The sequence below is a fragment of the Micromonospora sp. WMMA1998 genome, from assembly GCF_027497375.1.
GTDB lineage: Bacteria > Actinomycetota > Actinomycetes > Mycobacteriales > Micromonosporaceae > Micromonospora > Micromonospora sediminicola.
Map to the genome: position 1 here is coordinate 3,922,705 of NZ_CP114911.1, position 24,828 is coordinate 3,947,532.

At 73.2% G+C, this 24,828-nt stretch carries 26 protein-coding genes and 3 tRNA genes; 12 read left to right on the forward strand and 17 right to left on the reverse strand.

Features of this window, described 5'->3' with window-relative positions; translation table 11 throughout:
• The first annotated feature begins 68 nt into the window (after nt 1-68).
• From O7600_RS17710 to O7600_RS17720, 3 genes are all read left to right on the forward strand, one after another.
• Nucleotides 69-872: a DUF1206 domain-containing protein gene (locus tag O7600_RS17710; protein ID WP_281588774.1), complete on the forward strand. Its 804-nt coding sequence runs from the start codon at nt 69-71 to the stop codon at nt 870-872.
• 73 nt (nt 873-945) lie between these two features.
• Nucleotides 946-1,071 (forward strand): hypothetical protein, encoded by a 126-nt coding sequence (locus O7600_RS17715; RefSeq protein WP_281588776.1) that lies wholly within the window; start codon nt 946-948, stop codon nt 1,069-1,071.
• Entirely contained in the window at nt 1,068-1,508 is a 441-nt protein-coding gene (locus tag O7600_RS17720) for an NUDIX domain-containing protein (protein WP_281588778.1), read from the forward strand. Before O7600_RS17715 ends, O7600_RS17720 begins: the two co-directional genes overlap by 4 nt.
• An 11-nt stretch (nt 1,509-1,519) precedes the next feature.
• Here O7600_RS17720 and O7600_RS17725 read toward each other — a convergent pair whose 3' ends face one another.
• Nucleotides 1,520-2,068, reverse strand: a complete 549-nt coding sequence (locus tag O7600_RS17725) for a DUF3592 domain-containing protein (RefSeq protein WP_281588780.1) — start codon at nt 2,066-2,068, stop codon at nt 1,520-1,522.
• A 177-nt stretch (nt 2,069-2,245) separates the two neighbouring features.
• The gene (locus O7600_RS17730) at nt 2,246-2,854 is read right to left on the reverse strand and encodes a TetR/AcrR family transcriptional regulator (RefSeq protein ID WP_281588782.1); all 609 of its coding nucleotides are present in this window, start codon (nt 2,852-2,854) and stop codon (nt 2,246-2,248) included.
• 97 nt (nt 2,855-2,951) lie between these two features.
• Here O7600_RS17730 and O7600_RS17735 point away from each other — a divergent pair, with 97 nt between their 5' ends.
• Nucleotides 2,952-3,602 carry a hypothetical protein gene (locus O7600_RS17735; RefSeq protein WP_281588784.1) on the forward strand — a complete coding sequence of 217 codons (651 nt, stop codon included), beginning with the start codon at nt 2,952-2,954 and terminating at the stop codon, nt 3,600-3,602.
• 21 nt (nt 3,603-3,623) lie between these two features.
• On the forward strand, nt 3,624-4,640 hold the full coding sequence (locus tag O7600_RS17740) for a CPBP family intramembrane glutamic endopeptidase (protein WP_281588787.1): 1,017 nt from the start codon (nt 3,624-3,626) through the stop codon (nt 4,638-4,640).
• A 647-nt stretch (nt 4,641-5,287) separates the two neighbouring features.
• Here the strand turns inward: O7600_RS17740 and O7600_RS17745 are convergent.
• Together O7600_RS17745 and O7600_RS17750 are read right to left on the reverse strand one after the other, a co-directional pair.
• Nucleotides 5,288-5,360: transfer RNA gene (locus O7600_RS17745), tRNA-Arg, on the reverse strand.
• Between the two features lie 36 nt (nt 5,361-5,396).
• Nucleotides 5,397-5,487 (reverse strand) — tRNA-Ser (locus tag O7600_RS17750).
• 707 nt (nt 5,488-6,194) lie between these two features.
• Here O7600_RS17750 and O7600_RS17755 point away from each other — a divergent pair.
• On the forward strand, nt 6,195-7,256 hold the full coding sequence (locus tag O7600_RS17755; RefSeq protein ID WP_281588789.1) for a hypothetical protein: 1,062 nt from the start codon (nt 6,195-6,197) through the stop codon (nt 7,254-7,256).
• 60 nt (nt 7,257-7,316) lie between these two features.
• Here the strand turns inward: O7600_RS17755 and O7600_RS17760 are convergent, their stop codons facing one another.
• Nucleotides 7,317-8,090, reverse strand: coding sequence for a CPBP family intramembrane glutamic endopeptidase (locus O7600_RS17760; RefSeq protein WP_281588791.1), 774 nt, complete (start codon nt 8,088-8,090; stop codon nt 7,317-7,319).
• A 122-nt stretch (nt 8,091-8,212) separates the two neighbouring features.
• Between O7600_RS17760 and O7600_RS17765 the strand changes: the two genes are divergently transcribed.
• A complete protein-coding gene (locus O7600_RS17765; RefSeq protein ID WP_281588793.1) occupies nt 8,213-9,334 on the forward strand; it encodes a globin domain-containing protein in 1,122 nt (373 codons plus the stop codon).
• Between the two features lie 66 nt (nt 9,335-9,400).
• Here the strand turns inward: O7600_RS17765 and O7600_RS17770 are convergent, their stop codons facing one another.
• Nucleotides 9,401-10,930 (reverse strand): peptide deformylase, encoded by a 1,530-nt coding sequence (locus O7600_RS17770; protein ID WP_281588795.1) that lies wholly within the window; start codon nt 10,928-10,930, stop codon nt 9,401-9,403.
• Between the two features lie 322 nt (nt 10,931-11,252).
• On the opposite strand from O7600_RS17770, the gene O7600_RS17775 reads away from it, so the two are divergent.
• Entirely contained in the window at nt 11,253-12,035 is a 783-nt protein-coding gene (locus tag O7600_RS17775; RefSeq protein WP_281594190.1) for a hypothetical protein, read from the forward strand.
• Nucleotides 12,036-12,039: 4 nt separating this feature from the next.
• Here O7600_RS17775 and O7600_RS17780 read toward each other — a convergent pair whose 3' ends face one another.
• A complete protein-coding gene (locus O7600_RS17780; RefSeq protein ID WP_281588796.1) occupies nt 12,040-13,806 on the reverse strand; it encodes a hypothetical protein in 1,767 nt (588 codons plus the stop codon).
• Between the two features lie 207 nt (nt 13,807-14,013).
• Between O7600_RS17780 and O7600_RS17785 the strand changes: the two genes are divergently transcribed.
• On the forward strand, nt 14,014-14,724 hold the full coding sequence (locus O7600_RS17785) for a class I SAM-dependent methyltransferase (protein WP_091568193.1): 711 nt from the start codon (nt 14,014-14,016) through the stop codon (nt 14,722-14,724).
• Nucleotides 14,725-14,816: 92 nt separating this feature from the next.
• Here the strand turns inward: O7600_RS17785 and O7600_RS17790 are convergent, their stop codons facing one another.
• From O7600_RS17790 to O7600_RS17800, 3 genes are all read right to left on the reverse strand, one after another.
• Entirely contained in the window at nt 14,817-15,350 is a 534-nt protein-coding gene (locus O7600_RS17790) for a YbhB/YbcL family Raf kinase inhibitor-like protein (protein ID WP_281588799.1), read from the reverse strand.
• Between the two features lie 41 nt (nt 15,351-15,391).
• The gene (locus O7600_RS17795) at nt 15,392-16,042 is read right to left on the reverse strand and encodes a DNA alkylation repair protein (RefSeq protein ID WP_348651384.1); all 651 of its coding nucleotides are present in this window, start codon (nt 16,040-16,042) and stop codon (nt 15,392-15,394) included.
• A 50-nt stretch (nt 16,043-16,092) separates the two neighbouring features.
• A tRNA-Ser gene (locus O7600_RS17800) sits at nt 16,093-16,179 on the reverse strand.
• Nucleotides 16,180-16,250: 71 nt separating this feature from the next.
• On the opposite strand from O7600_RS17800, the gene O7600_RS17805 reads away from it, so the two are divergent.
• Nucleotides 16,251-17,225 carry an NAD(P)H-quinone oxidoreductase gene (locus O7600_RS17805; protein WP_281588803.1) on the forward strand — a complete coding sequence of 325 codons (975 nt, stop codon included), beginning with the start codon at nt 16,251-16,253 and terminating at the stop codon, nt 17,223-17,225.
• 4 nt (nt 17,226-17,229) lie between these two features.
• Here O7600_RS17805 and soxR read toward each other — a convergent pair whose 3' ends face one another.
• Nucleotides 17,230-17,673 (reverse strand): redox-sensitive transcriptional activator SoxR, encoded by a 444-nt coding sequence (gene soxR, locus O7600_RS17810; protein WP_281588805.1) that lies wholly within the window; start codon nt 17,671-17,673, stop codon nt 17,230-17,232.
• Between the two features lie 46 nt (nt 17,674-17,719).
• On the opposite strand from soxR, the gene O7600_RS17815 reads away from it, so the two are divergent.
• Both O7600_RS17815 and O7600_RS17820 read left to right on the forward strand, forming a co-directional pair.
• A complete protein-coding gene (locus O7600_RS17815; RefSeq protein ID WP_281588807.1) occupies nt 17,720-18,403 on the forward strand; it encodes a transketolase in 684 nt (227 codons plus the stop codon).
• Between the two features lie 14 nt (nt 18,404-18,417).
• Nucleotides 18,418-19,302: a transketolase gene (locus tag O7600_RS17820; RefSeq protein WP_281594191.1), complete on the forward strand. Its 885-nt coding sequence runs from the start codon at nt 18,418-18,420 to the stop codon at nt 19,300-19,302.
• A gap of 67 nt (nt 19,303-19,369) precedes the next feature.
• Here O7600_RS17820 and O7600_RS17825 read toward each other — a convergent pair whose 3' ends face one another.
• From O7600_RS17825 to O7600_RS17850, 6 genes are all read right to left on the reverse strand, one after another.
• Nucleotides 19,370-20,080, reverse strand: a complete 711-nt coding sequence (locus O7600_RS17825) for a glycosyltransferase family 2 protein (RefSeq protein WP_281588808.1) — start codon at nt 20,078-20,080, stop codon at nt 19,370-19,372.
• Between the two features lie 79 nt (nt 20,081-20,159).
• Nucleotides 20,160-20,759, reverse strand: a complete 600-nt coding sequence (locus O7600_RS17830) for a hypothetical protein (RefSeq protein ID WP_281588810.1) — start codon at nt 20,757-20,759, stop codon at nt 20,160-20,162.
• A gap of 56 nt (nt 20,760-20,815) precedes the next feature.
• A complete protein-coding gene (locus tag O7600_RS17835) occupies nt 20,816-22,258 on the reverse strand; it encodes a HAMP domain-containing sensor histidine kinase (protein WP_281588812.1) in 1,443 nt (480 codons plus the stop codon).
• The gene (locus O7600_RS17840; RefSeq protein WP_281588814.1) at nt 22,251-22,943 is read right to left on the reverse strand and encodes a response regulator transcription factor; all 693 of its coding nucleotides are present in this window, start codon (nt 22,941-22,943) and stop codon (nt 22,251-22,253) included. The genes O7600_RS17835 and O7600_RS17840 overlap by 8 nt, the downstream gene beginning before the upstream one ends.
• Before the next feature lie 69 nt (nt 22,944-23,012).
• Nucleotides 23,013-23,525 (reverse strand): hypothetical protein, encoded by a 513-nt coding sequence (locus O7600_RS17845; RefSeq protein WP_281588816.1) that lies wholly within the window; start codon nt 23,523-23,525, stop codon nt 23,013-23,015.
• A 106-nt stretch (nt 23,526-23,631) separates the two neighbouring features.
• On the reverse strand, nt 23,632-24,804 hold the full coding sequence (locus tag O7600_RS17850) for an acetyl-CoA C-acyltransferase (protein WP_281588818.1): 1,173 nt from the start codon (nt 24,802-24,804) through the stop codon (nt 23,632-23,634).
• Between the last annotated feature and the right edge of the window lie 24 nt (nt 24,805-24,828).

Genomic DNA, 24,828 nt, shown 5'->3' on the forward strand with positions numbered 1-24,828 from the left:
CGGTCATTTCATCGCGCACACCGGGGGCCGAAGGTTTGGCGGAAGCCGCGATCGGTGAATGACGGTCCATGTCATCGCTGTCCGCGCGGACGCGCGGAGCCGCCTCCCGTGCCGCCGACAACTCCTGGCTGGAGCGCCTGACCCGGGCCGGCTTCGTCGGCTACGGCATCCTGCACCTGCTCTTCGCGTACGTGATCATGAAGGTCGCCCTCGGCGGCCCGGCCGCCGACGGGGACCAGTCGGGCGCCATGCAGCAGATCGCCGACGAACCGTTCGGCGCGGCGCTCATCGGGGCGATCGTCGTCGGGTTGGTGGCCATGGCGCTCTGGCAGGTGCTGGAGATCTTCCGCGAGCGCCGGTGGGGCGAGCGGGCGGCGTCGGCCGGCCGGGCGGCGTTCTACCTCTACCTCGCCTTCAGCGGCGTCAAGGTGCTGCGCGGCAAGAAGTCGTCCAGCGCCGACACCCAGCAGGACGCCGCCGCGGGGCTGCTCGCCTCGGACGCCGGCCGGGTCGCCGTCATCACGGCGGGCCTGGTCCTGGCGGGGATCGGCGTCTGGCTGGCGATCGTCGGGATCACCAGACGCTTCGAGAAGCACCTGCACGTCGGCCGGATGGCGGCGGCGACGCGACGACTGGTGGCCCGGCTCGGCACCGTGGGCTTCACGGCCAAGGGACTGGCGTACGCGATCGCCGGCATCCTGTTCGTGGTCGCCGCCTGGCGGTACGACCCGGAGAAGGCGCGCGGGCTCGACGCGGCGCTGCGCGCGCTCGCCGACGAGAGCTACGGCACCTGGCTGCTGCTCGTGGTGGCGGTCGGGTTCACGGCCTACGGCCTGTTCGCGGTGACCGAGGCGCGCTACCGCAAGGTCTGACCCCGGCGCAGTCCGACGGGCGTATCCCGATGATCAATGCCGGGTATCGTCCGGGGACCGACCGGGAGGTGTGATGGGCGCGAAGACGGCGCTGGTGGCGTTCGCCGACGGCGACCTGCGGCCGGCGTTGCGGGCCATGGGGCCGCCGCGAAGATTCCGCCCGGGGCCGGACGCGACGCTGGCGGAGGTCACGCCGTGACGTCACCGCGGCACATTCGCGCCGTGGCCGTCGCCGTGGTGCGACGTGGGGACGACCTCCTGGTCTTCGAGGCGCACGACGCGACGAAGCGGGAGACGTTCTACCGGCCGCTGGGCGGTGGCGTCGAGTTCGGGGAGTCGGCCGCCGACGCCGTGCGGCGGGAGCTGCGGGAGGAACTGGCCGTCGAGCTGTCCGGGGTGGAACTGCTCGGCGTGCTGGAGAACATCTTCACGGCGTTCGGCCGCGCCGGTCACGAGATCGTGTTCGTCTTCTCGGCCGACCTGGCGGACCCGTCGATCTACGAGCGAGACGCCGTCGGGATCGTCGCGGACGAGGGCAGCCCGGTCAGCTGGCAGCCGCTGCGCCGCTTCGCCGGCGGCGAGGCGATCCTCTACCCGCACGGCCTCCTGGACCTGCTGTCCCCCGCCCGCTGGTAACCACCCGATCCTCAGCGTCGCCGCTTTCGCTTGTGCCTGATGCGGACGGTGCCGCCCGGCACGGGCGCGGCGGACCGACGCGGTGGCGTACGCCGGCGTAACCGGCTCGGCAACCGGAGCCGGGACAACGTCAGCGGAATCGCGACCACGAGGAGCATGAAGCCCGCCGCGCCCAGCCCGCCCTGGAGCCGGCCCCGGTGTCCGCTCAACTGGCCGAAGTCGGTGACGAAGTCGCCCGGGTCGGTCCGGTTCACCCAGATCGGCACCTCGTCACCGATCGACCGGCACACCTCGACACAGGCCACCTCGCGCTCGTACGTGCGGCCGTCCACCGCGTAGCGGAAGTGCATCGTCTTCGACGTGCCGCCGCGCTTCGTCACCAGGTCGTGGACCTGCGCCCGCGCCGGCACACCGTGGGCCCGCAGGTCGACCGCCCAGTCGTCGAGCGCGTTCTGGGTGTGGAACGGCAGCCAGAGCAGTGCACCACCGGCCACCAGCAGGAGCACGCAGCCGAGGGTGGTCAGGGCCGGCGACCGCCACGGCCTGGTCGGGAGACGCACCGGGCCATCGTGCCGACCCGACGCAAGCAGCCCGTCCGGAGACACGGCCGGGAAGCCTCCCGCACCTCGGGAGCGGAGCGGTTCCTGCTAGTCGTCGGCCGCCTTCCGGCCGGTGCAGGCGCCCTCCGACGGCGACGATCGACTCTCGGGCGGCGACGAGAAGCCGCCCGCCAGGAGTTACCCGGCCGGGTTGCCGAGGACGCAGTCGACGGCCATGTAGAGAGTTTCGGTTTCCGCCTTCAAGATCGAGTCACCGGCGGGCAGGGCTCGTTCGATCGAGAGCCCGTTGAGGACGGTGAGCAGGAATCTCACCCGGCGCCCGTGATCCTCCTTGGGCAGCACACCCTCGTCAGCGAGGACGCCGAGCCAGTACTCGACGCGGCGCTGACCTTGCCGCTCCACGGCGAAATACGCGGCGCGCACCTTCTCGGTCGGATCGGGCGCGATATACGCCCGATGCGCATTGGTCCATGCCTCCCGCGCCTGCTCGCCGACCCCGGCCGGGGCGAGCACCTGCCGCAGACAGTTGACGAGCCGGTCCCGCGGGGGCGCCGACCGGTCCCGGATCGGGTCGTCCGGGAGCATCTCGCCGTAGATCCTGGCGAGCACGGCGTCCCGCAGCGCGAGCTGGGTCGGAAAGTGGAACCTCAGCGATCCGGTGCTCACCCCGGCCCGCGCCGCCACCGCACGCACGCTCAGCGTCGTTGTCACATCTTCGGCGAACATCGCCGCCGCGGCCGCGAGGATCCGTTCCCGCGAGCCGGCACCTGCCTGGTCGTGTGTCACGTGCCACCTCCTAGTACATCGTACTAGTACGCCGTGCTAGCGTCGTCACTAGTACGGCGTGTTAGTGACCGGCGGCGGTGAGGGCGGGGGACCAGACATGATCGAAGGCTGGCGGCGACGGCGGGCAGTCAGGCGCATCACGAGCGGAGACGGGCGAGCGTTGAAACGCCTGCGATGGTGGCAGTTGCCCTTCCGCGCCCTGTTCTACCTCCCACTGACCCACCGGGACGGCCGACAGACGCTCTATGCCGTCGACATTCCACGCCGAACCAATACGGACGGCGGCAAGGTGAAGGCGCACCTGTACCTCGACGGCCGACACCACGCCGAGTCCAAGCTGCCGGCGGCCTTCCCCGTCGAGGGCGGCACCATCGAAGTGGCAAACAGTGCGTTCGGCCTCAAACGCTGCCATTACGTCACCGCCGCCGGTATGGAGAACCCACTCGTTCCCGACCCGAAATCGGCCGAGGGACGTCGTGCCCACTTCGCACGTGACCACCCGGCGCTGAGCCGCGCGTCCGTTCTCCTCTCGGCATCGATGCTCCTGATCGGCGTGGGCCTGAACCTGTTGCAACTCGCGGAACCGATATCGCAGATCTCCCCGGTCGCCGACCGCGTCGGCACCTTCCAGTCACCGATTCACCTACCCGTCTGGCTCAATCTCGCCTTCGCGGTCGGCGCCGTTCTGGCAAGCATCGAGCGGGCACTTCGCCTGCGTTTCAGCATGCTCGACCGCATCGGGAGATAGCCGCATCCACCAGAGGAAGCCATGACCACGATCAAGAATCCCAGCTGGCTGCCGCCCACCTCGGACGAGCCCCGCGACGGACCGTCGGTTCCCGCCACGGTGGAGTACCACCGGGTCCTCGCCGGCGACAAGCGCCGGATCGGGCGCGGAATCTTTGCGATCTTCCTGCTGGCAGTGGGGCTCGTCATCTTCCCGACGGCCATCGGCAGGGCGGCCGCGCTCATCGACGTACAGATGGGCAAGACCCCGCCGATCCTGGGCGGCACCGACTACACACCGCTCTCTCACGCCAGTTCGATGATCGCCCTCGGCCTGCTCATCCCGTGGAGCATGGTCATCCAGCGATGGCTCTACGGCGTACCGGGCGCATCCCTGCACTCCGTGACCTCCCGGTTCCGCTTCGACCTGCTCGGCAGGTCGCTGCTGTTCCTCGGTCCCGCCTGGCTGGTCGCGAATGCCGTCCCCGCGCTCACCCCCGGGGACGAGTTCCCGTGGTCGCACTTCGACCTCATCGCCCTCTTCGTCGCCACGGTGCTCTTCACCCCGCTGCAGTCCGCGGGCGAGGAGTACGGTGTCCGCGGACTGATCTTCCGCGTCGTCGGAAGCTGGACCCGCAACCGGCGGGCCGGACTCGTCGCCGGGGTACTGGTCTCCAGCCTGCTGTTCACCGCCGTGCACGGCGCAACGGACCCGTACATCATCGTCTGGTACTTCACGCTCGCGACCGGCCTGGCCGTCATCACCTGGCGCACCGGCGGGCTCGAGATCGCGGTCATGCTCCATGCCGCGCTCAACACGTTCACCTTCCTTCTCGCCCTGGTCCTGCACGTCGACCTGGGCACCGCGACGCAGGACCGCTCGGCTGGAACCGGGACGCCGTACCTGCTCGTCCCCACTCTCACCGTCGTGGTCATCACCGCCGTCGTCTGGTGGCGCACGCGCAGGTCAGGACCGGTACGCACGGCGGGCCCCGATCAGCCGTCACCTCTTTCGAACTTCCCGATCAGCGCTCCCGGACCAGATGCAGTATCTCGCTGACCGAGGCGGCGGGATCGGTCACCGGAAACTGGACGGCACGTACCGTGCTGGTCGGGTCGAGCAGCGACGTGGTGCGCTTGAACCGGTCGGTGCCGGCGGCGCGGAAGGTCGGCAGCAGCAGCGCCGTGGCGAGCCGCCCGTCGGCGTCGGGAAGCAGCGGAAACGGCAGCCCGGCGTACGCGGCGAAGGCGGCGAGTTGATCCGGTGGCTGGGTGCTGGGTGCAGCCGAGAGCGCCGGGGATGTCCGCCCAGTGCGGCGGCGGGCCGGGCGTGCCGGGCGCGAACGCGCCGGGGAAGAGGTAGAGCATCGTCCACGCTTCGGGCGTGGTCGGCGGCACGGGAACGCCGTCGTGGCGCACCAGGGTCAGCTCGGGCAGCCGGCGCCCGACGAGGGCGTGGACCCGGCGCGCCTCCGCCGACGCGGCCGTCGCGGTGGCGGTGAGCGAACCGTCGCCGAGCAGGTAGCGGTCGCCCCACTCCTGAATGTCTGGCGTCGCTCGCTGCGACGCGCACGTTGTCCAGACGGCGTGGTCATCCCAAGCTCGGGCTGGGTCACCACCGTCCCAGCAGACGGGACCGGCGGTCAAGAAATGGGAAGGAAGAAGGCCGTGACCCCTGTTCTAGCAGGTCACGGCCTTGATCTCTTGTGCGCCCGAAGGGACTCGAACCCCTAACCTTCTGATCCGTAGTCAGATGCTCTATCCATTGAGCTACGGGCGCCCGGTGCTCGGCCAGTCTACACACCCGGCTTTCGCGCGGAGACTCCGGGATTCGAACCCGGGAGGGGCTTTAAGACCCCAACCGCATTAGCAGTGCGGCGCCATAGACCAGACTAGGCGAAGTCTCCCTGGTGGCCCGGAGGTCACCGCGCCCGAGAATACAGGTCCCCACCCGCCCGGAGCAAAGCGACTACCGGTACGCGCCCCGGCCACCGTGTTTCCACCGTGTGCCAGATCACCTCCACGGCTACGCTCCATCGATATGCAGGAGCATCCGCCGAGCGATCCGCCCCGTCGCGAGCCCGCCGCCCCGGCCCGGCGCAGCCGCTCCCCCCGACCGGCCTTCAGTCCGCCACCGGCACCGGAGCCCGCTCCGGTGGAGGCGACGGAGGACACACCACCGCGCGGGCGATCGCGTCGGACCCCGCCGACCGTCGTCTTCCAGCCGCCGGCCCCGGTCACCGAGCCGCCGCCAACCCCTCGTCCACGCGCCGGCGACGCCCCGTCCGGGCCCGATCCGGCCTCGCGTCCCGGCGGGGCCGCCGCCGAACCGGGCGACACCGGGCCGGGCACGCGTCCCGGCGGGGCCGCTGCCGAGCCGGACGACACCGGTACGCCGCCGGCCGGGCGCCCCGGCGAGCCGGTGGTGCCCGCTCAGCCGCCGGTGGCCGGCGGCGCCACGCCGGGCGAGGTTCCCGCCGGGAGTACGACGTCCGGGGAGTCCCCGGTCGGGGCCACGGCGACCGGGACGGCCCCGGTCGCGAAGGGGACGCCGAAGCGGGCGCGACGCGCCTCCACCGCGACGCCCGCCACCGAGGACAGGACCGCTGCCGCTGTGGAGGTCACCCCGGCCGGGAAGAGGACCGCCCCGGCCGCCAAGAAGGCGGCGCCCGCCGCCCGGAAGGCGGCCGGCGCGAGCCGGAAGACCTCCGGCGCGCCCGAGTTCACCGCCCCGGCCGGGACCGAACCGTCCACGGCCGGGCCGCGGCCCGACGACGCCCGGCCGGTCACGGCCGAGGAATCGGGGACCACGTCCCGCCCCGCGCGGGCCCGCCGGACCACCAAGGCCGCCCCGGCGGCGCGGAGCAGCCCGACGAAGCGCACCGCCGAACAGGCCGCCGCGGACGTCGCGCCGGACGCCGAATCGGGCGCGGACACCGCCGGGCCGGAGCGCGTCGGTGGAGACGTCGCGCAGCCGACCCCGGCGGTCACGGGTGCGCGGAGCACCGGGCCGGCCGGCGGGTCGGCGGCGGTGGCGCGTACCGCGGTGGAGGGCTGGCGGACGGTGGGGCCGAGGTTGCGCGACCATCCCGGATTCGCGCCGGAGTTGCTGGCCCTGGCCGCGGTGGACGCCCTCGGTCCGCGTGCCCGGGACTGGGTGGAGCAGGTCCGCCGGGCCTACCCGCAGGCGGACGCGGACGGGGTGGCCCGGCTGGCGACCCGGCGGTTCGTCCGGATGGCCGGCACGGGCGGCGCGTTGGCGGCAGGCGCCGGGCTGTTCGCGCCGGTCGCGGAGCTGACCGCCGTGCTCTGGACCCAGGCGAATCTGGTGCTGCACCTGGCCGCCGCCTACGGGCGGGAGCCGGCGCATCCGGACCGGGCGGCCGAGCTGCTGGTGCTGACGTCGGTGCACCCGGACGACGGCACGGCGCGGGCGGCGCTGGCGGCGGCCCGGGCGGCCGACGAGCCGGCGGACGGGCCGTGGGGGCGGGTGGCCGAGGCGGCCTGGCGGCTGGCCACGCCGGTGGCCGCGCAGGCGGGCGGGTGGCTCGGGCTGCGGCTGGCCGCCCGGTTGCTGCCGGGCGCGGCGGCGCTGGCGGCCGCGACCGGCGGGACGGCCGCCGCCGAGCGGCTCGCCGCCCGGGCGGTCGCCCGGTATCGGCCCACCCGCGCCTGATCGACATCGGCCCGGCGAGGTGGCGGCATCACCCGCCACCTCGCCGACCTGGCACAACGCTCAGAGCCAGCCGAACCAGGACCTCGGCAGCAGCGCGTAGCCGACGAAGGCGACCACGTCGAGCAGGGTGTGCGCGACGATCAGCGGGGCCACCCGGCGCGTACGCAGGTAGAACCATCCGAAGATCAGCCCCATCACCGCGTTTCCGACGAACGCGCCGAAGCCCTGGTAGAGGTGATACGAGCCGCGCAGCACCGCGCTGGTGGCGAGCACCGCGCCGAGCCGCCAGTTGAGCTGCCGCAGCCGGGTGATCAGATAGCCGACCACGATCACCTCCTCCTGCACGGCGTTCTGCACGGCGGCGAGGATCAGCACCGGCACCGCCCACCAGAGGTCCGGCAGGGCGGCCGGGACGAGGGTGGCGTTGATGCCGAGCTGCGCCGCCACCCAGAACAGCGCCAGGCCGGGCAGTCCGATGAGTGCCGCCAGGCCCGCGCCGCGGACCAGGTCGGAGCCGGGCCGGTGGAGGTCGACGCCGAGCGTCCGCGCCGGGTCGCCGGGGTCGCGCGCCAGCAGGTGTACGGCGAGCAGCACCGGCAGCAGCGCGAAGACGATCCCGAGCAGCTGGTAGGCGAGGTCGAGGTAGGGCCGGGCGGACGCGGAGGTGTTCAGCGCGGCGGTCTGCTTCGACAGCCCGCCCGACGCGGTGAGCTTGGCGACCAGCGAGACCAGGGCGTACACGGCCGACTGGCCGAGGGAGAGGCCGAGCACGAGCAGCGTCTCGGTGCCCAGCACCCGGCGGGAGACCGGCCGGGCCAGCTCGTCAACCGTCACCGGACCATGAAACCACCTCGGCGACGAGGTGGGCCGGTCGCACATCGTGTGCGACCGCCGGACACGCTCCGTGGACATTCTATGGGGGCCGATCCGCCCGTACGGAGAAGGAGCGTGCCCCTGTGGAGAACTTCGCGCGGCTGCTGAAGGAGAGCTGGGCCCTGGTGGAGGAGCACCGGGAGCGGCTCAGCGGCCACTTCTACGCCCGCCTGTTCCTCCTCGACCCGGAGCTGCGCAAGCTCTTCCCGGTGCAGATGAACGGGCAGGGCGACCGGATCCTGGAGGCCATCGTCACGGCCACCCAGACGGTGGACGACCCGGAGAGCTTCGACGAGTACCTGCGCGCGCTGGGCCGGGACCACCGGAAGTACCACGTGTCGTCCGGCCACTACGAGACCATGGGCGTCGCCCTGCTCGACGCGCTGCGCAGCACCGCCGGCGACGGCTGGAACCTGGAGTACGACCAGGCGTGGCGGGAGGCGTACGCGAGCATCAGCGAGCGGATGCTCGCCGGCGCGGAGGCGGACGGGAACCCGCCGTTCTGGCACGCCGAGGTGCTCACCCACGAGCGGCACGGCCCGGACACGGCGGTGCTGACCGTCCGCGCCCTCCAGGATCCGCTCCCCTGGAAGGCCGGTCAGTACGTGAGCGTGGAGGTGCCCCGCTACCACCCCCGGGTGTGGCGGACGTACTCGGTGGCGAACGCCCCGAACGAGGAGAACGTGCTGGAGTTCCACGTCCGGACACCGGCCGGGGCGGCCGGCTGGGTCTCCGGCGCGCTGGTCCGCCGGACCAAGCCGGGTGACCTGCTCCGGGTGGCCGCGCCGATGGGTTCGATGACGCTGGACCCGGACTCCACCCGGGACATCCTCTGCGTGGCCGGCGGGGTCGGGTTGGCCCCGATCAAGGCGCTGGTGGAGGAGCTGGCCCGGGTCAACCGCACCCGCTGGGTGCACGTCTTCTACGGCGCCCGCCGCCCCGAGGAGCTGTACGGGCTGGCCGGCCTGGAGGAGCTGGTGGCGACCCACCCCTGGCTGTCGGTGACGCCGGCGTGCAGCGAGGACCCGGACTACGCCGGTGAGCAGGGTGACGTCTCCGAGGTGGTCACCCGGTACGGCCCGTGGACCACGCACGACTGCTACGTCTCCGGTTCGGCGGCCATGGTCCGGGCGACGCTGCGGGCGCTCGCCGCCGACGACGTCCCGCCGGACCACATCCGCTACGACACGTTCGGCAACCTCTGAGCCTTTCTCCCCCCGAGCCGGGTCGCGTGCCCCCGCCCCCTGGGGCACGCGACCCGGCCCCCCGTGTCAGTAGCGCCAGGGGGTACCGGTCTCGCGGTATTCCTCCACCGGCACCAGCGGCACGCCGGGGGCCATCCGGTCGACGTACAGGCGCCCCTCCAGGTGGTCGATCTCGTGCGCGACCAGCCGGGCCATCGCGTACTCGAAGGACGTGATCACCCGGCTGCCGTCCCAGAGGGCGTGCTCGACGTCGATCCGCAGCGGCCGGGGCACCAGACCGCGGTGGTCGAAGTAGGAGAGGCAGCCCTCGTACTGCTCGTCGGTCTCGGTGGTGGCGTCCACCACCCGGGGGTTGAGCAGCACCACCGGTTCGGCCGCCCGGTCGGCGGGGCGGACCAGGGCGGCGGACCAGCCGAGGCCGAGCTGGGGCGCGGCGAGGCCGACGCCCTTGCTGAACGGGTGCAGCTCGTCCAGGCGGACCAGCATGCCGGCGAGCCGGTCGACCACCTTCCGGGCGTGCGGCTCCTCGGCCGGCAGGTCGAACGGGCGGGCCGGTTGCCGGAGCAGGTCGTCGCCGCGTTGCACGATGCCCACCGCGCGCATCCGGTCGCTGGCCCGCACCCGGCCGCCGGCCGGCGGGCCGTCCGGCTCGGCCTCCGGCGCCGGACTGCGGAACCGCCACTGCAACCGGTAGCGGGCGTTCAGCGGCGGGTCGTCGGTCCCCCAGTCGAAGATCAGCCGGTCGTCGGCCGCGGTGCGCTGGATCGGCGTCCGCAGCGGGCCCTCCTCCGCCGACAGCGAGGTCTCCGCGCCCCAGACCTTGGGGTCGAGGTCCGTGGGCAGGTCGAGGCGCACCGCCAGGTGCCGGGTGGGCAGGCGTACGGCGCGCTGGAACCAGGGGCCCCACTTGTCCCGGCCGACCTGGTACGCGTACTCGATGGTGACCCGGTCGCCCGGGTAGAGCGGGAAGCGACCCTCGTCGTTCTCGAAGAGCAGCCAGATCTCCTTGAACGCGTCCCGGTCGTGTTTGGCCCGCCAGTGCATCGGCTCCCGCCCGCTGCCGTCGTCCCGGTACGCGGTGAGTTGCAGCTCGGCGAAGGTGAGTGGGTGCTCCCGGTGGTGCCGGTTGGAGCGCCCCGGATCGTTCGGGTAGCGGTCGACCGCGACCCGGACCAGGTAGCGGGTGACCGGCTCGGTGCCGGCGTTGTAGAGCTCCCGGCGGATGGCGCAGTGGTAGCCGTCGCCGGTGTGGGTGAGCGTGGCGATTTCGCGCTCGACCACCAGGCCGGTGCCGGGCGGCAGCCACTGGCCGGGTACCGGCGGGTCCCGGTGCGCCCCGGCGGCCCGGCCGTGCCGCAGCTCGTCGTACTCCCGGAAGCGCTGCCAGATCGCGCCGCTGGCCTCCAGGACGGCCTCGGCCCGGCGGGCGAAGTCCTCGGTGGGCCGGTGGCGGCGCCCTTCGACGTGGCTGACGTAGGACGGGTCGAAGCCCATCAGCGTCGCCAACTGTTTCTTGGACAACCCTCGGCCGGTCCGGTGCCGGGCGAGTTCGGCCGCGAACGAGTCGGCGGCACGCTCGATCGGTGAGGTCGTCATCAGCTTCCTCGTAGCCGGGACGACCATTTTCACGTTGGGTGGCCGGACGTGTACGGAAACTGCCTCGTATTCGACAGTCGTCTTGACAATTCAACGGCACACGTCGATGCTTGCGCCACCCGCCCGGCCCGCCCGGCGGCGTTTTCCGCCCACCCCGCCGGGTAGTACGCGACGGCGACGGAGTGACCGGGACCTCCCCCTGAAGCCCGTGGCACCACTTTCCCTCCGCCGGGGCATGTGGTTAGGCTAGCCTTAGCTTCGGTCGACGGCACGCGCCGGCCGGCAGGGCGACCAGACAGGGGACGGCCAGGTGACTGCGGTGATGCCGGGGCGCGACGTCGCCACCCCGTTCGCCCCGGTGACCGCGACCCTGCGCGCCATGTTCGGCACCGACGACCTGCCCGGGCTCGCGCCCGGCCTGCTGGTCCGCGACGAGCTGGGCCGCTGGAGCCCGGCCGCCCGCCTGGTCGACGGCACGCTGCTGCCCGACTTCCTCGCCGCCGCGGGCCGACGCTGGGGCGGCACCCCGCACGCCTGCGCCGCGCTGGCCTGGAAGTCCTACAGCTACTGGACCGCGCTGCCGGCCGTGCTCGGCTGGGCCTCGGCCCGCCGGGTGCCGCTGCTCGACCCGGCCCACGTGCTGGTGCACTTCGAGGACCACCACCAGTTGCTCACCCTGGGGCTGCGCGCCTCGACCCCGGTGGCGGTGCTGCCCGGCGACCCGCTCGCCCTCACCGGCGCGCCGGGGGTCCGGGTGGTCGCCGACGAGACGGCGCTGCTCGGCGAGCTGCGCGCGTCGCTGCTCGACGCGCACTTCGCCCCGCTGATCACCGCCATCCAGGGCGAGGTCCGAATCGGCACCCGTACGCTGCTCGGCTCGGTGGCGTCCGGCATCGCGCACGGCATCCTGCGCGCGGCGGACGCGCTGCCCGGCTCGTCGGCCGCGACCGTGACCACGCTGCTGGACGCGCTCGACCTGGGCGACCTGGTCGAGCTGGTGCCCGGCCCGACCGGCGAACCGACCGTGCAGCGGCGCACCTGCTGCCTCGCGTTCACGCTGCCCCGGCCCAAGGTCTGCCAGGGCTGCTGCGTCCGTCAGGGCTGACCGTTCACTCGACGAGCGGCCGCACGTCCCACAGCCACACCCCGCCGGAGCGGGTGGGCGTGATCCCGGTCAGCTCGGTCATCGCCCGGCGCAGCGCCTCGGCCTGCCGCAGCCGGGGGTCGAGGACCACCACGCCGGCCCGCCAGTACCGAAGGTCGTCGACGGCGGCCACCCGGTCCTGCGGAGTGATCGGGGGCACCGCGTCGGTGCGCCGCACCGTGTCGAAGAACGTGCTGGTGGGACGCGGTGGCGCGGTGAAGAGGGCGATCCGGTCGCCGCCCGGGCGAGTGTCCGGATAGAGGAAGTAGCCCCGGGCCAGCGGCATGTCCAGCCCGGTCTCGGCGGACCAGCGCAGCGGGACCGCGTACGTGGTGTCGGGCAGGGGGAGCGTGACGACGCTCCGCCCGTCGGCGACGTAGGGACGCCAGGCCCCGGAGGTGACGAACGCGGGGGTCGGGTCGAGTCGCTTGGCCGGCAGCGGGGTGGGCAGGATCGGCAGCAGCGCCATGGCCAGCACGGTGCCGGTGGCGAACCGGATCTGCCCGCGCGCCGCGGGGTGACGCGCGGCGAGACGTCGGGCCCGGTCGGCCCCGAGCGCGAGCAGCACGCCGACGATCGGGGTGAGCGCGAGCGACCAGCGGGTGGGCACCACCGAGTGCAGGACCGGCAGGTTCTCCAGCGCGGCCCACGGGCCCGGGACGCCGGTGTCCCGCCCGTCGAACCGGATCTCCCGGCCGAGCGAGAAGAGCGCGAACACCAGCCCCACCGCGGCCAGCCCGAGCACCACCGCGTCCCGGCGCAGCCACCAGACCAGCGCGGCCACCAGCACCACGAGCGGCCACCCGAAGAACGCGTTCTCCTCGGTGGCGTTCTTCACCAGTGGTTCGCTGCCCCGGGCGTCGCCGGCCACCGACTCCCGCGACCACGCGACGTACGCGGCGAGGTCGGTGGAGTAGCCCCGGATCAGGGTGGAGAGCCCGCTGTAGGCGCCGGGGCCGAAGAACTGCACCCAGAGCGGGTACGCGAGCAGCGCCCCGGCGACCACGGCGGCCACCCCGAGCCCGGCGGCGAACGGGCGGGCCGCCGACCGCAGCGCGGGCCGCCCGAGCGCGAGCGCCAGCACCACCACGCCCAGGCCGATGGCGGTCATCAGGAGGATCTCCAGGTTGAGGAACGCCTGCCAGACGATCACCAGGCCGAGCAGCACCCCGTTGCGCAGCCAGCGGCGGGGCTGCGCCAGCCGCAGCGTCCGCCAGACGATCAGGGGCACCACGAACTGGCTGACGATGTTCGGGTGGGCGTTGGCGTGCGACACCATCGCGGGCGCGAACGCGCAGAAGCCGGCGCCCAGCCAGGCCGGCCCGCGGGCGCCGATCACCACGCGGGAGAGCAGGAAGTACCAGGCCGCTCCGGTGGCGGCGAGGCCGAGGGTGAGGAAAATGAGAAAGGACCACCGCGGCCCGCACCACAGCGTTATCGGCGACAGCGGCACCGAAATGGATAATACGGACGTATTGGCCATGAGATTGACCACGTCCGGCACATTCATGCGGTCCGAGGTGAACGGATAGGCGAAATCCGTGACGACGCGCGCACCGTGCGCCATCATCCATTCGAATTGCGCCTGATCGGTGCGATTGTCCCGGACCCCGTTCGCCGGATCCACCCACAGGCGAGCGGTGACCCAGAACGCGAGCAGCACGAAGCTGAGCACGGCGAGGGCGTCGAACCGCCGACCCCGTGGGCCCACGTCCGATTCCGGAGTAGTCATGACATTTCAGAGCGTAGTCAGGGTATGACGGGCCCGTGACATGTTTCCGGGACTCACGTACTATGTGCCGAGTTCGCCGACCGCCGATCACGTGCCCCACCCGACCGCAATTCGGCCACCCCGGTGCCCCGATTTCCCCACCAGCCATCCAGATGGTTGACTCTGACGGTCCAGGCGCGGGTCAGTCATATCGTGAGGAATCGACGCATGGCAGAAATCACTGGGGATCAGCGCGTCCAGTCGGAGGTGCTCGAAGGCCTGGCGACGGCGGTCAACCACCGACGGTGGTTCGTCGAGCTGGCCGTGCCCTACCTCGGTGACAACCCCATCGAGATCGGCAGCGGCCTCGGCGACTACGCGTTGGAGTGGGCCGAGCACCTGCCCCGGATCACCGCGACCGAGGCCGACCCGGAGCGGCTGATCAAGCTCAAGGAACGGCTGGCCGACCACCCGGGCGTCGAGGTCCGGCAGATGCTGCTGCCGCACACCGAGCGGGGCGACTACAGCGCCGCCGTCTCCTACAACGTGCTGGAGCACATCGACGACCACGTGGGCGCGCTGCGCAGCATGCGCGACCTGGTCCGCCCCGGCGGCGCGGTGGTCATCATCGTGCCGGCGTTCCAGTTCGCGATGAGCCCGGCGGACATCGCCACCGGCCACGTGCGGCGCTACACGAAGAAGACGCTCGGCGCGGCGATGACCGAGGCCGGGCTCACCGTGGAGAAGATCCACTACGCGAACGCGCTCGGCCTGATCGGCTACTTCATGGCCACCAAGGTCTTCCGGCTGATGCCGAAGGAGGGCCCGATGGTGAAGGTCTACGACACGCTGGTGCTGCCCGCGACCAAGGCCGCGGAGCAGCGGGTCCGGCCGCCGTTCGGCCAGTCCGTCTTCGCCGTCGCCCGCGTCCCCGCCTGAGGCGCAAGGAGGGGCCCCGGTTAACGCCTCCGGTATAGATGGGGCCCCCTCTCACACCCACGCGTTAAGAAGGGGCCCCTGCTTACCTCTGGTCAGTCCTTGACCTGGTAGGTCGGGCGGATCACCGCGCGGGCCAGGGTGTGGAACGCCAGGTTGAAGCCGACGAAGGCCGGGCTGGCGTCCTTGCCCACGTCCAGGCGCTCCACGTCGACCGCGTGCACCGCGAAGACGTACCGGTGCGGTCGGTCACCCGGGGGCGGCGCCGCGCCGCCGTAACCGGTGTCGCCGTAGTCGTTGCGGATGCTGAACGCGCCCCCGAGGTCGGCCTCCGCCACCCCGGTGGGCAGCTCGGTGACGGACGCGGGCAGGTCCACCAGCACCCAGTGCCAGAACCCGCTGCCGGTCGGGGCGTCCGGGTCGAAGCAGGTGACCACGAAGCTCTTCGTCTCCGCCGGGAAGCCGGACCAGGACAGGTGCGGCGACACGTTCCCGCCGCCGGCGCTGCCGTGCGCGTACCGCGCGTCCATCGGCTCGCCGTTGTGCACGTCGTCGCTGGTCAGGTCGAACGCCGACACCGTCGGCAGCAGCTCGTACGGGTCCGGGGCGATCGGTCGTTCCAGGGTCATCGAAACGGTCCTTCCGGGTGCGCGAAATGTTCTGCGCCCCTTCATACCCCGCTCTCGTGCTGCCGGCGCACCATCTCGGTGATCCAGATCGGCGCGTACGGCGACGTGCAGCCCGGCGGCGTCGGATGGTCCTTCAGCACCGCCAGGCGCTCGCCGACGGCGATCGCCCGGTCACGGTGCTCCGCGTGGTCGATCCCGATCTGGGCCAGGCAGTGGTTCATCGCCCACTGGAGGCGGTCCGGGGCGTCCCGCATCTCCGCCTCGATCACGTCCAGCAGGCCGGCCAGGTCGAGCCCGTCTGGCTTGCGCGCCACCCGCTCGGTGGTCAACGCCCAACCGGCGCTCGCCACCACCGGATCCGGGTCGGCGAGCCAGGCCAGCCGCAGCCGTTCGGCGTGCGGGCTCTTCTTCACCACGTAGGCCACGAGCCAGTCGTGCACCTTGGGCGTACGCGCCTCGCGCAGCATGTCGTCCAACTCGTCCGCACCGAACGCCTTCGGCCGGCAGACCAGCAGCGCCAGCAGCCGGGCCGCGCTGTCCCCGGTGCGCCACAACGCGTACGCCAGGTCCTGCTGGGTCTTCAGGCGCTTCGCGACCGCCCGCAGCCCGCCCAGGTTGACCCCGTGGTCGTCGCCGTGCCGCTCGTTGACCGCGCGGATCCTCGGGTCCTCCAGCGCGGCCAACTCGGCCATCACCTCGGCCAACGCCGCGTCCGTCACCTCGGCCTCCTGGGCGTTGCGGGCGGAGGGTGTGGGATTCGAACCCACGAAGACATCGCTGCCTTACCGGTTTTCAAGACCAGCGCCATCGGCCACTAGGCGAACCCTCCCGACGTGCTCCCCGAGGGGAACCCGACCGCGCATAGTCTGCCACGAACCCGGGATCGGGTAAGACTGAGCCATGCGCGCGATCACGATCACCGAACCCGGCGGACCCGAGGCCCTCGTCTGGACGGAGGTGCCCGACCCCGAGCCCGGCCCCGGCGAGGTCGTCGTCGAGGTGCGGGCCAGCGCGGTCAACCGGGCCGACCTGCTCCAGCGGCAGGGCCACTACCCGCCGCCGCCGGGCGCGCCCGCGTACCCCGGGTTGGAGTGCTCGGGGACGGTCCGCGCGCTCGGTCCCGACGTGACCGGCTGGGCGGTGGGTCAGGAGGTCTGCGCGTTGCTGGCCGGCGGCGGATACGCCGAGCAGGTCGCGGTGCCGGCCGGGCAGCTGCTGCCGGTGCCGGCCGGGGTGGACCTGGTCGACGCCGCCGCCCTGCCGGAGGTGGCCTGCACGGTCTGGTCGAACGTGGTCGACCTGGCCCGGTTGGCCGAGGGTGACACGCTGCTGGTGCACGGCGGCGGCAGCGGGATCGGCACGTTCGCGATCCAGCTCGGGGTGGCGCTGGGCGCGACGGTGGTGGTGACCGCCCGGTCGGCCAAGCACGACCGGCTGCGCGAGCTGGGGGCCGCGCACACGATCGACTACCGCGAGCAGGACTTCGTCGAGGAGGTACGCCGGGTCACCGACGGGCGCGGCGCGGACGTGGTCCTCGACATCATGGGCGCGTCCTACCTGCCCCGGAACGTGGCGGCGCTGGCGACCGGCGGGCGGCTCGTGGTGATCGGCATGCAGGGTGGCCGCAAGGGCGAACTCGACCTGGGGATGCTGCTGGCCAAGCGCGGCTCGGTGCACGCCACCGCGCTGCGGTCCCGTCCGGTGGCGGAGAAGGCGGCGATCACGCGCGGCGTCCGCGAGCAGGTGTGGCCGCTGGTGGAGGCCGGTCGGGTGCGCCCGGTGGTGCACGCCCGGGTGCGGATGGCGGACGCCGCCGACGCGCACCGGCTGGTGGAGACGAACGACCACCTCGGCAAGGTGCTGCTGGTGCGGTGACGCCTCAGTCCCGGGGGAGCACCAGGCGCGCGCCGGGGCCCTCGGCGGCGAGCGAGTCGCCGGGGTTGTAGAGCGTGCAGCGCTGCAACGACAGGCAGCCGCAGCCGATGCAGCCGTCCAGGTCGTCGCGGAGCTTGCCGAGCAGCCGGATCCGTTCGTCCAGCCGGTCCCGCCAGGCCCGGGAGAGCGCGGCCCAGTCGTCCGGGGTGGGCGTACGCCCGGAGGGCAGCGAGTCCAGCGCCTCCCGGATCTCGTCCAACGAGACGCCGACCTGCTGGGAGATCCGGACGAAGGCCACCCGGCGCAGCTCGGTGCGGGCGTAGCGACGCTGGTTGCCGCCGGTACGGGCGGCGTGGATCAGGCCGAGCCGTTCGTAGTAGCGCAGCGCGGAGGGCGCCACGCCGCTCCGGTCGGCGAGCTGGCCGATGGTCAGGGTTGCCTCATGCATCACAGGGCCTTGAGTTGAAGTTCGCTTCAGGTCCGAGGCTATCCGTATGACGACGACCACCGCCACCGAGCTGGCCGGGCTGCTGGACCGGGTCCGCGCCGGCCGCGAGTTCGGCCCGAACGTGTACTCGACGCTGGACGTGCTCCAGGTGCTCTACGACCGGGTGCTCCGGATCACCCCGGCCACCGTGGACGACCCCGACCGGGACCGGTTCCTGCTCTCCAAGGGGCACGCGGTCGCCGGCTACTACGCGCTGCTCGCCGCCCGCGGCTTCGTACCGGTCGAGTGGCTCGACGACCAGGGCGGCCCGGCGAGCCGGCTCGGCGACCATCCGGACCGGACGCTCGTGCCGGGGGTCGAGATCGGGTCCGGCTCGCTCGGTCACGGCCTCGGGTTGGGCGTCGGCACCGCGCTCGGCCTGCGGGCCCAGGGCCGGACGAACCCCCGGGTGTACGTGCTACTCGGCGACGCCGAACTGGACGAGGGATCCAACCACGAGGCGATCGCGTACGCCGGAGCGACCGGCCTGGCCGACCTGACCGCGATCGTGGTGGACAACCACTCGGCCACCCACGGCTGGCCGGGCGGCGTGGCGAGCCGGTTTACCGTGCACGGGTGGAGCGCCGCCACCGTCGACGGGCGCGACCACGACGCCCTGCACCGTGCCCTCACCGGACACGACCACCACCGGCCGCACGTCGTCGTCGCGGTCGTCGACAACGGGGAGTGACCATGACCACGACCATGCGCGAGGAGTTCGTCCGCACGGCCGAGGAGGTGCTCGCCGACCCCCGGAGCGTGATCGTGCTCGCCGACATCTCCGCCGCCGCCTTCGAGCCGGCCGCCGCCCGCTACCCGGACCGGGTGGTCAACGTCGGCATCCGGGAGCAGCTCATGATCGGCGTGGCCGGCGGACTGGCGTTGACCGGGCAGCGGCCGATCGTGCACAGCTACGCCCCGTTCCTCGTCGAGCGCGCCTACGAGCAGATCAAGCTCGATCTCGGCCACCAGGGGGTGGGCGCGGTGCTGGTGGGCATCGGCGCCTCCTACGACCGGGCGGCGTCCGGGCGCACCCACCTCGGGCCGGCCGACGTGGCCCTGGTCGACACGCTCGACGGCTGGACCGTGCACGTGCCGGGCCACCCGGACGAGGTGCGACCGCTGCTGCGCGCGGCGGTGTGCGGGCCGGGTTCGGCGTACCTGCGGTTGTCCACCCGGAGCAACGCGACCGCGTACCCGGAGGCGGGTGAGCTGCGGGTCGTCCGGGACGCCGGACCGGGCGCGCCGCTGCTGGTGGCGGTCGGGCCGACGCTGGACGCGGCGCTGGAGGCGGTGGCCGACCGGCCGGTCACGGTGGCCTACACCCACCGGCCCCGGCCGTTCGACACCGCCGGGCTGCGGGCGCTGGCCGGCGGCGAGGTGATCCTGGTCGAGCCGTACCTGTCCGGCACCTCGACCCGGGTGGTGAGCGAGGCGCTGGCCGACCGGCCGCACCGGCTGCTCGCCCTCGGCGTCGGCCGGGCGGACCTGCGCCGCTACGGCGGGCCGGAGGACCACGACCGCTGGCACGGACTGGACGGTGCCGGGCTGCGCCGCTCGGTCGACGCGTTCCTCGGACCCACCGCCTGAACCCGGATACGACCGGACCCCGCGACCCCGGCCGGCGCCGGGATGCGGGGTCCTCGTGTCGTTCGGGTCAGTGCGCGGCGGCGGGGCCGACCGGGCGGCGCCGGGCGCGCTCGCGGGCCAGGATCCAGATCGCCTCGACGCCGTCCTTCCAGGTGATCTTCTTGCCCTCCTCGCGGCCCCGGGCCCGGTAGCTGATCGGCACCTCGTAGGGGCGGATCCGCTGGCGGAGCAGCTTGCCGGTGACCTCGGCCTCCATGCCGAAGCCGCGCGAGCGCACCTGGAGCGAGCGGTAGAGCGCCAGCGGCATCAGCTTGAAGCAGGTCTCCAGGTCGCCGATGTACGAGTTGTAGAGCACGTTGGCCGCCAGCGTGACGCCCTTGTTGCCCATCACGTACCAGAAGCTGTAGGAGCTGTGGCTGCCGAAGGTGCGATTGCCGTAGACCACGGTGGCCCGGCCGTCGAGCACCGGCTCCAGCAGGCGCGGGATGTCCTGCGGGTCGTACTCCAGGTCGGCGTCGAGGATGACCATGTACTCACCCTCGGCGTTGTCCACGGCGGTCTTGATGGCCGCGCCCTTGCCGGCGTTACGCGGGTGGGTGATCACCCGCAGGCGGGCGTCGTCCACCCGGCCGAGCACCTCGCCGGTGCCGTCCCGGCTGCCGTCGTCCACGACGACCAGCTCGATCTCGCAGGGGTAGTCCACCGCCAACGCCTGCTTGAGGGCGTCCGCGATGCGTTCTTCCTCGTTGTAGACCGGCATGAGGATCGAGAGCTTCACGGGTTCTCCACAAAGGCGGCGGCAGGTCGGGGCATAGCCTAGCCTGGTAAATCCCTGAGGTCACCCACAGGCCGCCCGGTCAGCCCTGCTTGGCCGGAACGACGATCAGTCGGGCCACCCCGCCGTCACCCTGCGTGGTCCCGGCGACGCCCACCGTGGCGCCGATCTTGATATCGCTCGCCCGAACGGTGGAACGGCGCTCCACCACCCGCAGCTTCTCGTCGTACGTCCAGGTCTTCGTGAAGCCGTCGGTGGACTTCACGGTCATCGAACGGTCATCGATGGCGGTGACCTCGCCCCGCTGCACCGCGACGGTCTTCGTGCCCTCCTTGGTCTGCACCACGACCTCGCCGTGCAGGGTGTTCTTGCGCAGCAGCACCCGGGCGCGGTGTCGCTTGCGCCACTCCTGCGCCCCGGCCTTGCGGTCCGGTCGGGCCTGCTCGTCCGGCGTGCCGGAGGCGGACGGCGCGGGCGCGGCGACCGGGTCGACGTCCAGGTCGGCGGCGTCCACCCCGAGCGCGGCCAGCGCCTGGCCGTCCGCGCCCATCGCGGCGGCCACCTCGACCGCGGTCTCCCGGACCGGCTCGGCGCCGACCTGGCCCGCGCCGCACCCGGACAGGCCGAGCGCCGCGGCGGTGAGCAGCGCGGTGGCGCCGGTGACGATTCGCTGGCGTGCCATCTGTGTTCCTCTCGTCGGTGGTGACGTCAGCGTTCCCCACCCCCACGAGCGGATCGTCAGGCCGATGTTCGAGCCAGGTAAGGATCTCCGGGCAGCCGGACGGTGAAGGCCGCCCCGCCCTCCGGGGCGTGCGCGGCGGTGATGTCGCCGCCGAGCCGGCGTACCAGCCCGGCGGCGAGCGCCAGCCCGAGGCCGCTGCCCACCTTGCGCACCCCCCGGTAGCGCTGGTGCAACGCGCCCCGCTCGAACGCCACCGCCAGGTCGTCGTCGGTGAAGCCAGGGCCGCCGTCCCGGACCTCCAGCACGCCGCCGGCCGCCGGGTCCGCGCCGGCGGCCCGGACCGCGAGCACCACCGGCGCCCCCGGGGGTACGACCCGCAGCGCGTTCTCCAGCAACCCGTCCACCACCTGCCGGATCCGACCCGGATCGGTGTACGCGGGCACCGGCACGCCCGGCGACTCGATCCGGAACGGCACCCCGACCGCCGCGCACCGGTCCGACCAGGTCCGCTCCGCGTCGGCGGCGAGCCGGGTCAGGTCCACCGGCCCGGGATCCAGCGGGAAGTCGGCGGCCTCCAGCCGGGCCAACGCGAGCAGGTCGCTGACCAGTCGGTCCAGGTGCTCCGCCTCGGCGAGCACGGTCCGGCCGGTCGCCGGCACCGCGTCGGCGTCGATCACGCCGTCGGCCAGCGCCTCGGCGTAGCCCCGGATGGCGGTGAGCGGGGTGCGCAGCTCGTGCGAGACGGAGAGCAGGAACTCGCGTTGCCGGCCCTCGCTGGTGGCCAGCGCGGTGGCCAGCCCGTTCAGCGCGTACGCCAGGTCGGCCACCTCGTCGGGCGGCTCGACCGGCACCCGGACCGCCCGGTCACCGGCCCGGAGCCGGGCGGCGGCGGTGGCCGCGACGCGGATCGGTCGGGCCAGCCGGCGGGCGAGCAGCAGCCCGGCGGCCGCGCCGGCGGCGAGGCCGGCGAGCAACGGCAGCCAGAGACCGCGCAGCACCTGCCGCCACGGGCCGGTGGTGGCGGCCCGGGTGAGCACCACGCCGTCCCCGCCCGGCAGCGCCCGCGCCTCGACCAGCCGGCGTTCCCCGTCGACCAGCCGTCGGCCGGAGACGTTCTTGCCGGCGGTGACCCGGGTGACCAGCGGTGCGGGCAGGCCGGGGCGGTCGACCCGGCCGCCCCGGATCACATACACCTCGACCTGCTGCTGGCGGAGCTGGCGGATGAGCCGGTCCCCGGCGCTGTCACGCTGGCGGACCGGCCGGACGCGGAGCACCTCGGCGGCGAGCCGGGCCTGGGCGGCCAGCGCCTCCTGGTCCCGCCGCTCGGCGCCGCGCACCGCCAGGGGAACCGCGACAAGCGCGGTGACCAGCACCGAGACCAGCGCGACGGCGCAGGTGACGAGCATCGCGCGGGCGGTCAGCGTGTGCGCGCTCCGGCGGCGGGCGGGTGGCGTCGGCGGGCCGACGACCGGCAGCGCGACGGTGGGGTGGTCAGGCATCGGCCGCGTACCCGACGCCGCGGTGGGTGCGGATCACGCTGGCCGGGCCGAGCTTCGCCCGGACCTGCGCCACGTGCACGTCGACGGTTCGGGTGCCGGCGTGCGCCGCGTACCCCCAGACGCCGGCCAGCAGCTCCTCCCGGGTGAACACCCGGCCGGGGCGGGCCATCAGGTGGGCGAGCAGGTCGAACTCGGTGGAGGTGAGCTGCACCGGAACGCCCCCGGCGGTGACCGTGCGGCGGCCCGGGTCGAGGGTGACCGCCCCGAGCACCCGTGGTCGCTCGGCGGCGGCCGGTGTGCCCGAGGTGCGGCGCAGCACCGCGCGGACCCGGGCGACCAGCTCGCGCGGGCTGAACGGCTTGGTGACGTAGTCGTCCGCGCCCAGCTCCAGCCCGACCACCCGGTCCACCTCGTCGTCGCGGGCGGTGAGGAAGATGACCGGCGTCCAGTCACCCGACGCGCGCAGCCGCCGGCAGATCTCGGTGCCGGCCAGGCCGGGCAACGCGATGTCGAGCACGCAGGCCACCGGGCGCAGGCGCCGCGCGGCGGCCAGCCCGGCGTCGCCGTCCCGTTCCAGGTGTACGCCGAAACCGTCCCGGGTCAGGTAGAGCCGGACCAGGTCGGCGATGGCCGGCTCGTCCTCCACCACGAGGACGAGCCCGCGCTGTGCGGCGTCGGCGGTCACCGGCCCATGATGACCGCTCGGTGGTCCCCGGGAAGGTCCGGGGAACGTTCGGGTCAGGTAAGAAGAACGTCAGCGCGCCGGCGCCGGGTGGAGCACGGCGGGCCGAGCGGCGGTAGGGGAGTCGCCGATGGTGGCGACGAGCCGTTCCGCCGGCGTCCGCAGCCGGGTCCGGAAGGCGTGGTTCAGCAGGGCGTCGAGCTGCCACACCTGCTTCGGGTGGTGGGTACGGATGAGGAACCGTTCACGAACCCCGTCGATCGCGGTGGCCGCCAGCTCCAGGCTGTGCGCCCGCGGGTCGGGGCTCCAGGTGACGTTGCTCAGCTCCCGCAGCTCGGTGTTGAGATGCAGGCGGAGCCGGTGCAGCACCCGGGTCTGCCGGGTGACCACCAGCCGGCGGTGGGTGAGGAGCATCAGGTACTCGCCGCCGACCGGGTGGTCCGGGCGGCTGCACCGGGTGACCAGGATGGTGGCGTCGCCGGAGCCGACGCACCGGCGGAACACCGGCATGTGTCGGGTGACGGTCTGGGTGGCCAGGCCGGTCTCGGCGGCGGCCGGAAGGAACGTTCGCGAGAACACGTCCATGCCCGGTGCAACGAGCGGCTGACCAGGGGTGATATGGGTCACGCCCGATTTTTGGAACTTCCACTCGTGCAAATCGCACCTGCGGTGCGACTCCGCCGACTCCGGCTCAGAGCAGTTCGACGATGGTGGCGTTGGCCATGCCGCCGCCCTCGCACATGGTCTGGAGGCCGTAGCGGATGCCGTTGTCCCGCATGTGCTGGAGCATCGTCGTCATGATCCGCGCACCGGACCCGCCGAGCGGGTGGCCGAGCGCGATCGCGCCGCCCCGGGGGTTGAGCCGCTCCGGGTCGGCCTCGGTCTCGGCCAGCCAGGCCAGCGGCACCGGGGCGAACGCCTCGTTCACCTCGTACACCCCGATTTCCTCGATGCCCAGCCCCGCGCGGCGCAGCGCCTTCGCGGTGGCCGGGATGGGCGCGGTGAGCATGGCGACCGGGTCGTCGGCGGCGACCACGGCGGTGTGCACCCGGGCGAGCGGACGCAGGCCGTGCCGGCTGGCCCACTCGCTGGTGGTCACCGCGAGCGCGGCGGCGCCGTCGGAGATCTGCGACGCGGACCCGGCGGTGACCACGCCGTCGGGGCGGAACGGGGTGGCCAGCTCGCCGAGCTTGGCCAGCGAGGTGTCGCGACGGATGCCCTCGTCGGCGGCGAACTTGGCGCCGTCGGCGAGCGCCACCGGCGCCAGCTCCGGGTCGAACGCGCCGGCGTCCTGCGCGGCGGCCGCCTTCTCGTGGCTGGCCAGCGCGAACTCGTCCAGCTGGGTACGCGAGAACCGCCACCGCTCGGCGATCAGCTCGGCGCCGACGCCCTGGTTGAACGGCAGCGGCGAGTCTTCGGCGACGCCCTCGACGCCGCGGTAGCGCTCCAGGATCGCCGGGCTGAACGGCATCCCGCCGGCCACGCTGGAGCCCATCGGCACCCGGGTCATCGACTCGACACCGCCGGCGACGACCAGGTCGGCCTGGCCGGAGAGGACGGTGGCGGCGGCGAAGTGCAGCGCCTGCTGGCTGGACCCGCACTGCCGGTCGAGCGTGGTGCCGGGGACCGACTCCGGCCAGCCGGCGGCCAGCACCGCGTTGCGCGCCACGTTCCAGGACTGCTCGCCGACCTGCGACACGCAGCCCCACATCACGTCGTCGACCTGGCCCGGGTCGATGCCGGTGCGCTCGGCGAGCGCGCGCAGCACGTGCGCCGACAGGTCGACCGGATGCACGCCGGCGAGACTGCCCTTGCGTCGCCCGACCGGGGTCCGCACCGCGCCGACGATGACCGCGTCACTCATGTCTACTCCCCGGTAACCTCGCTT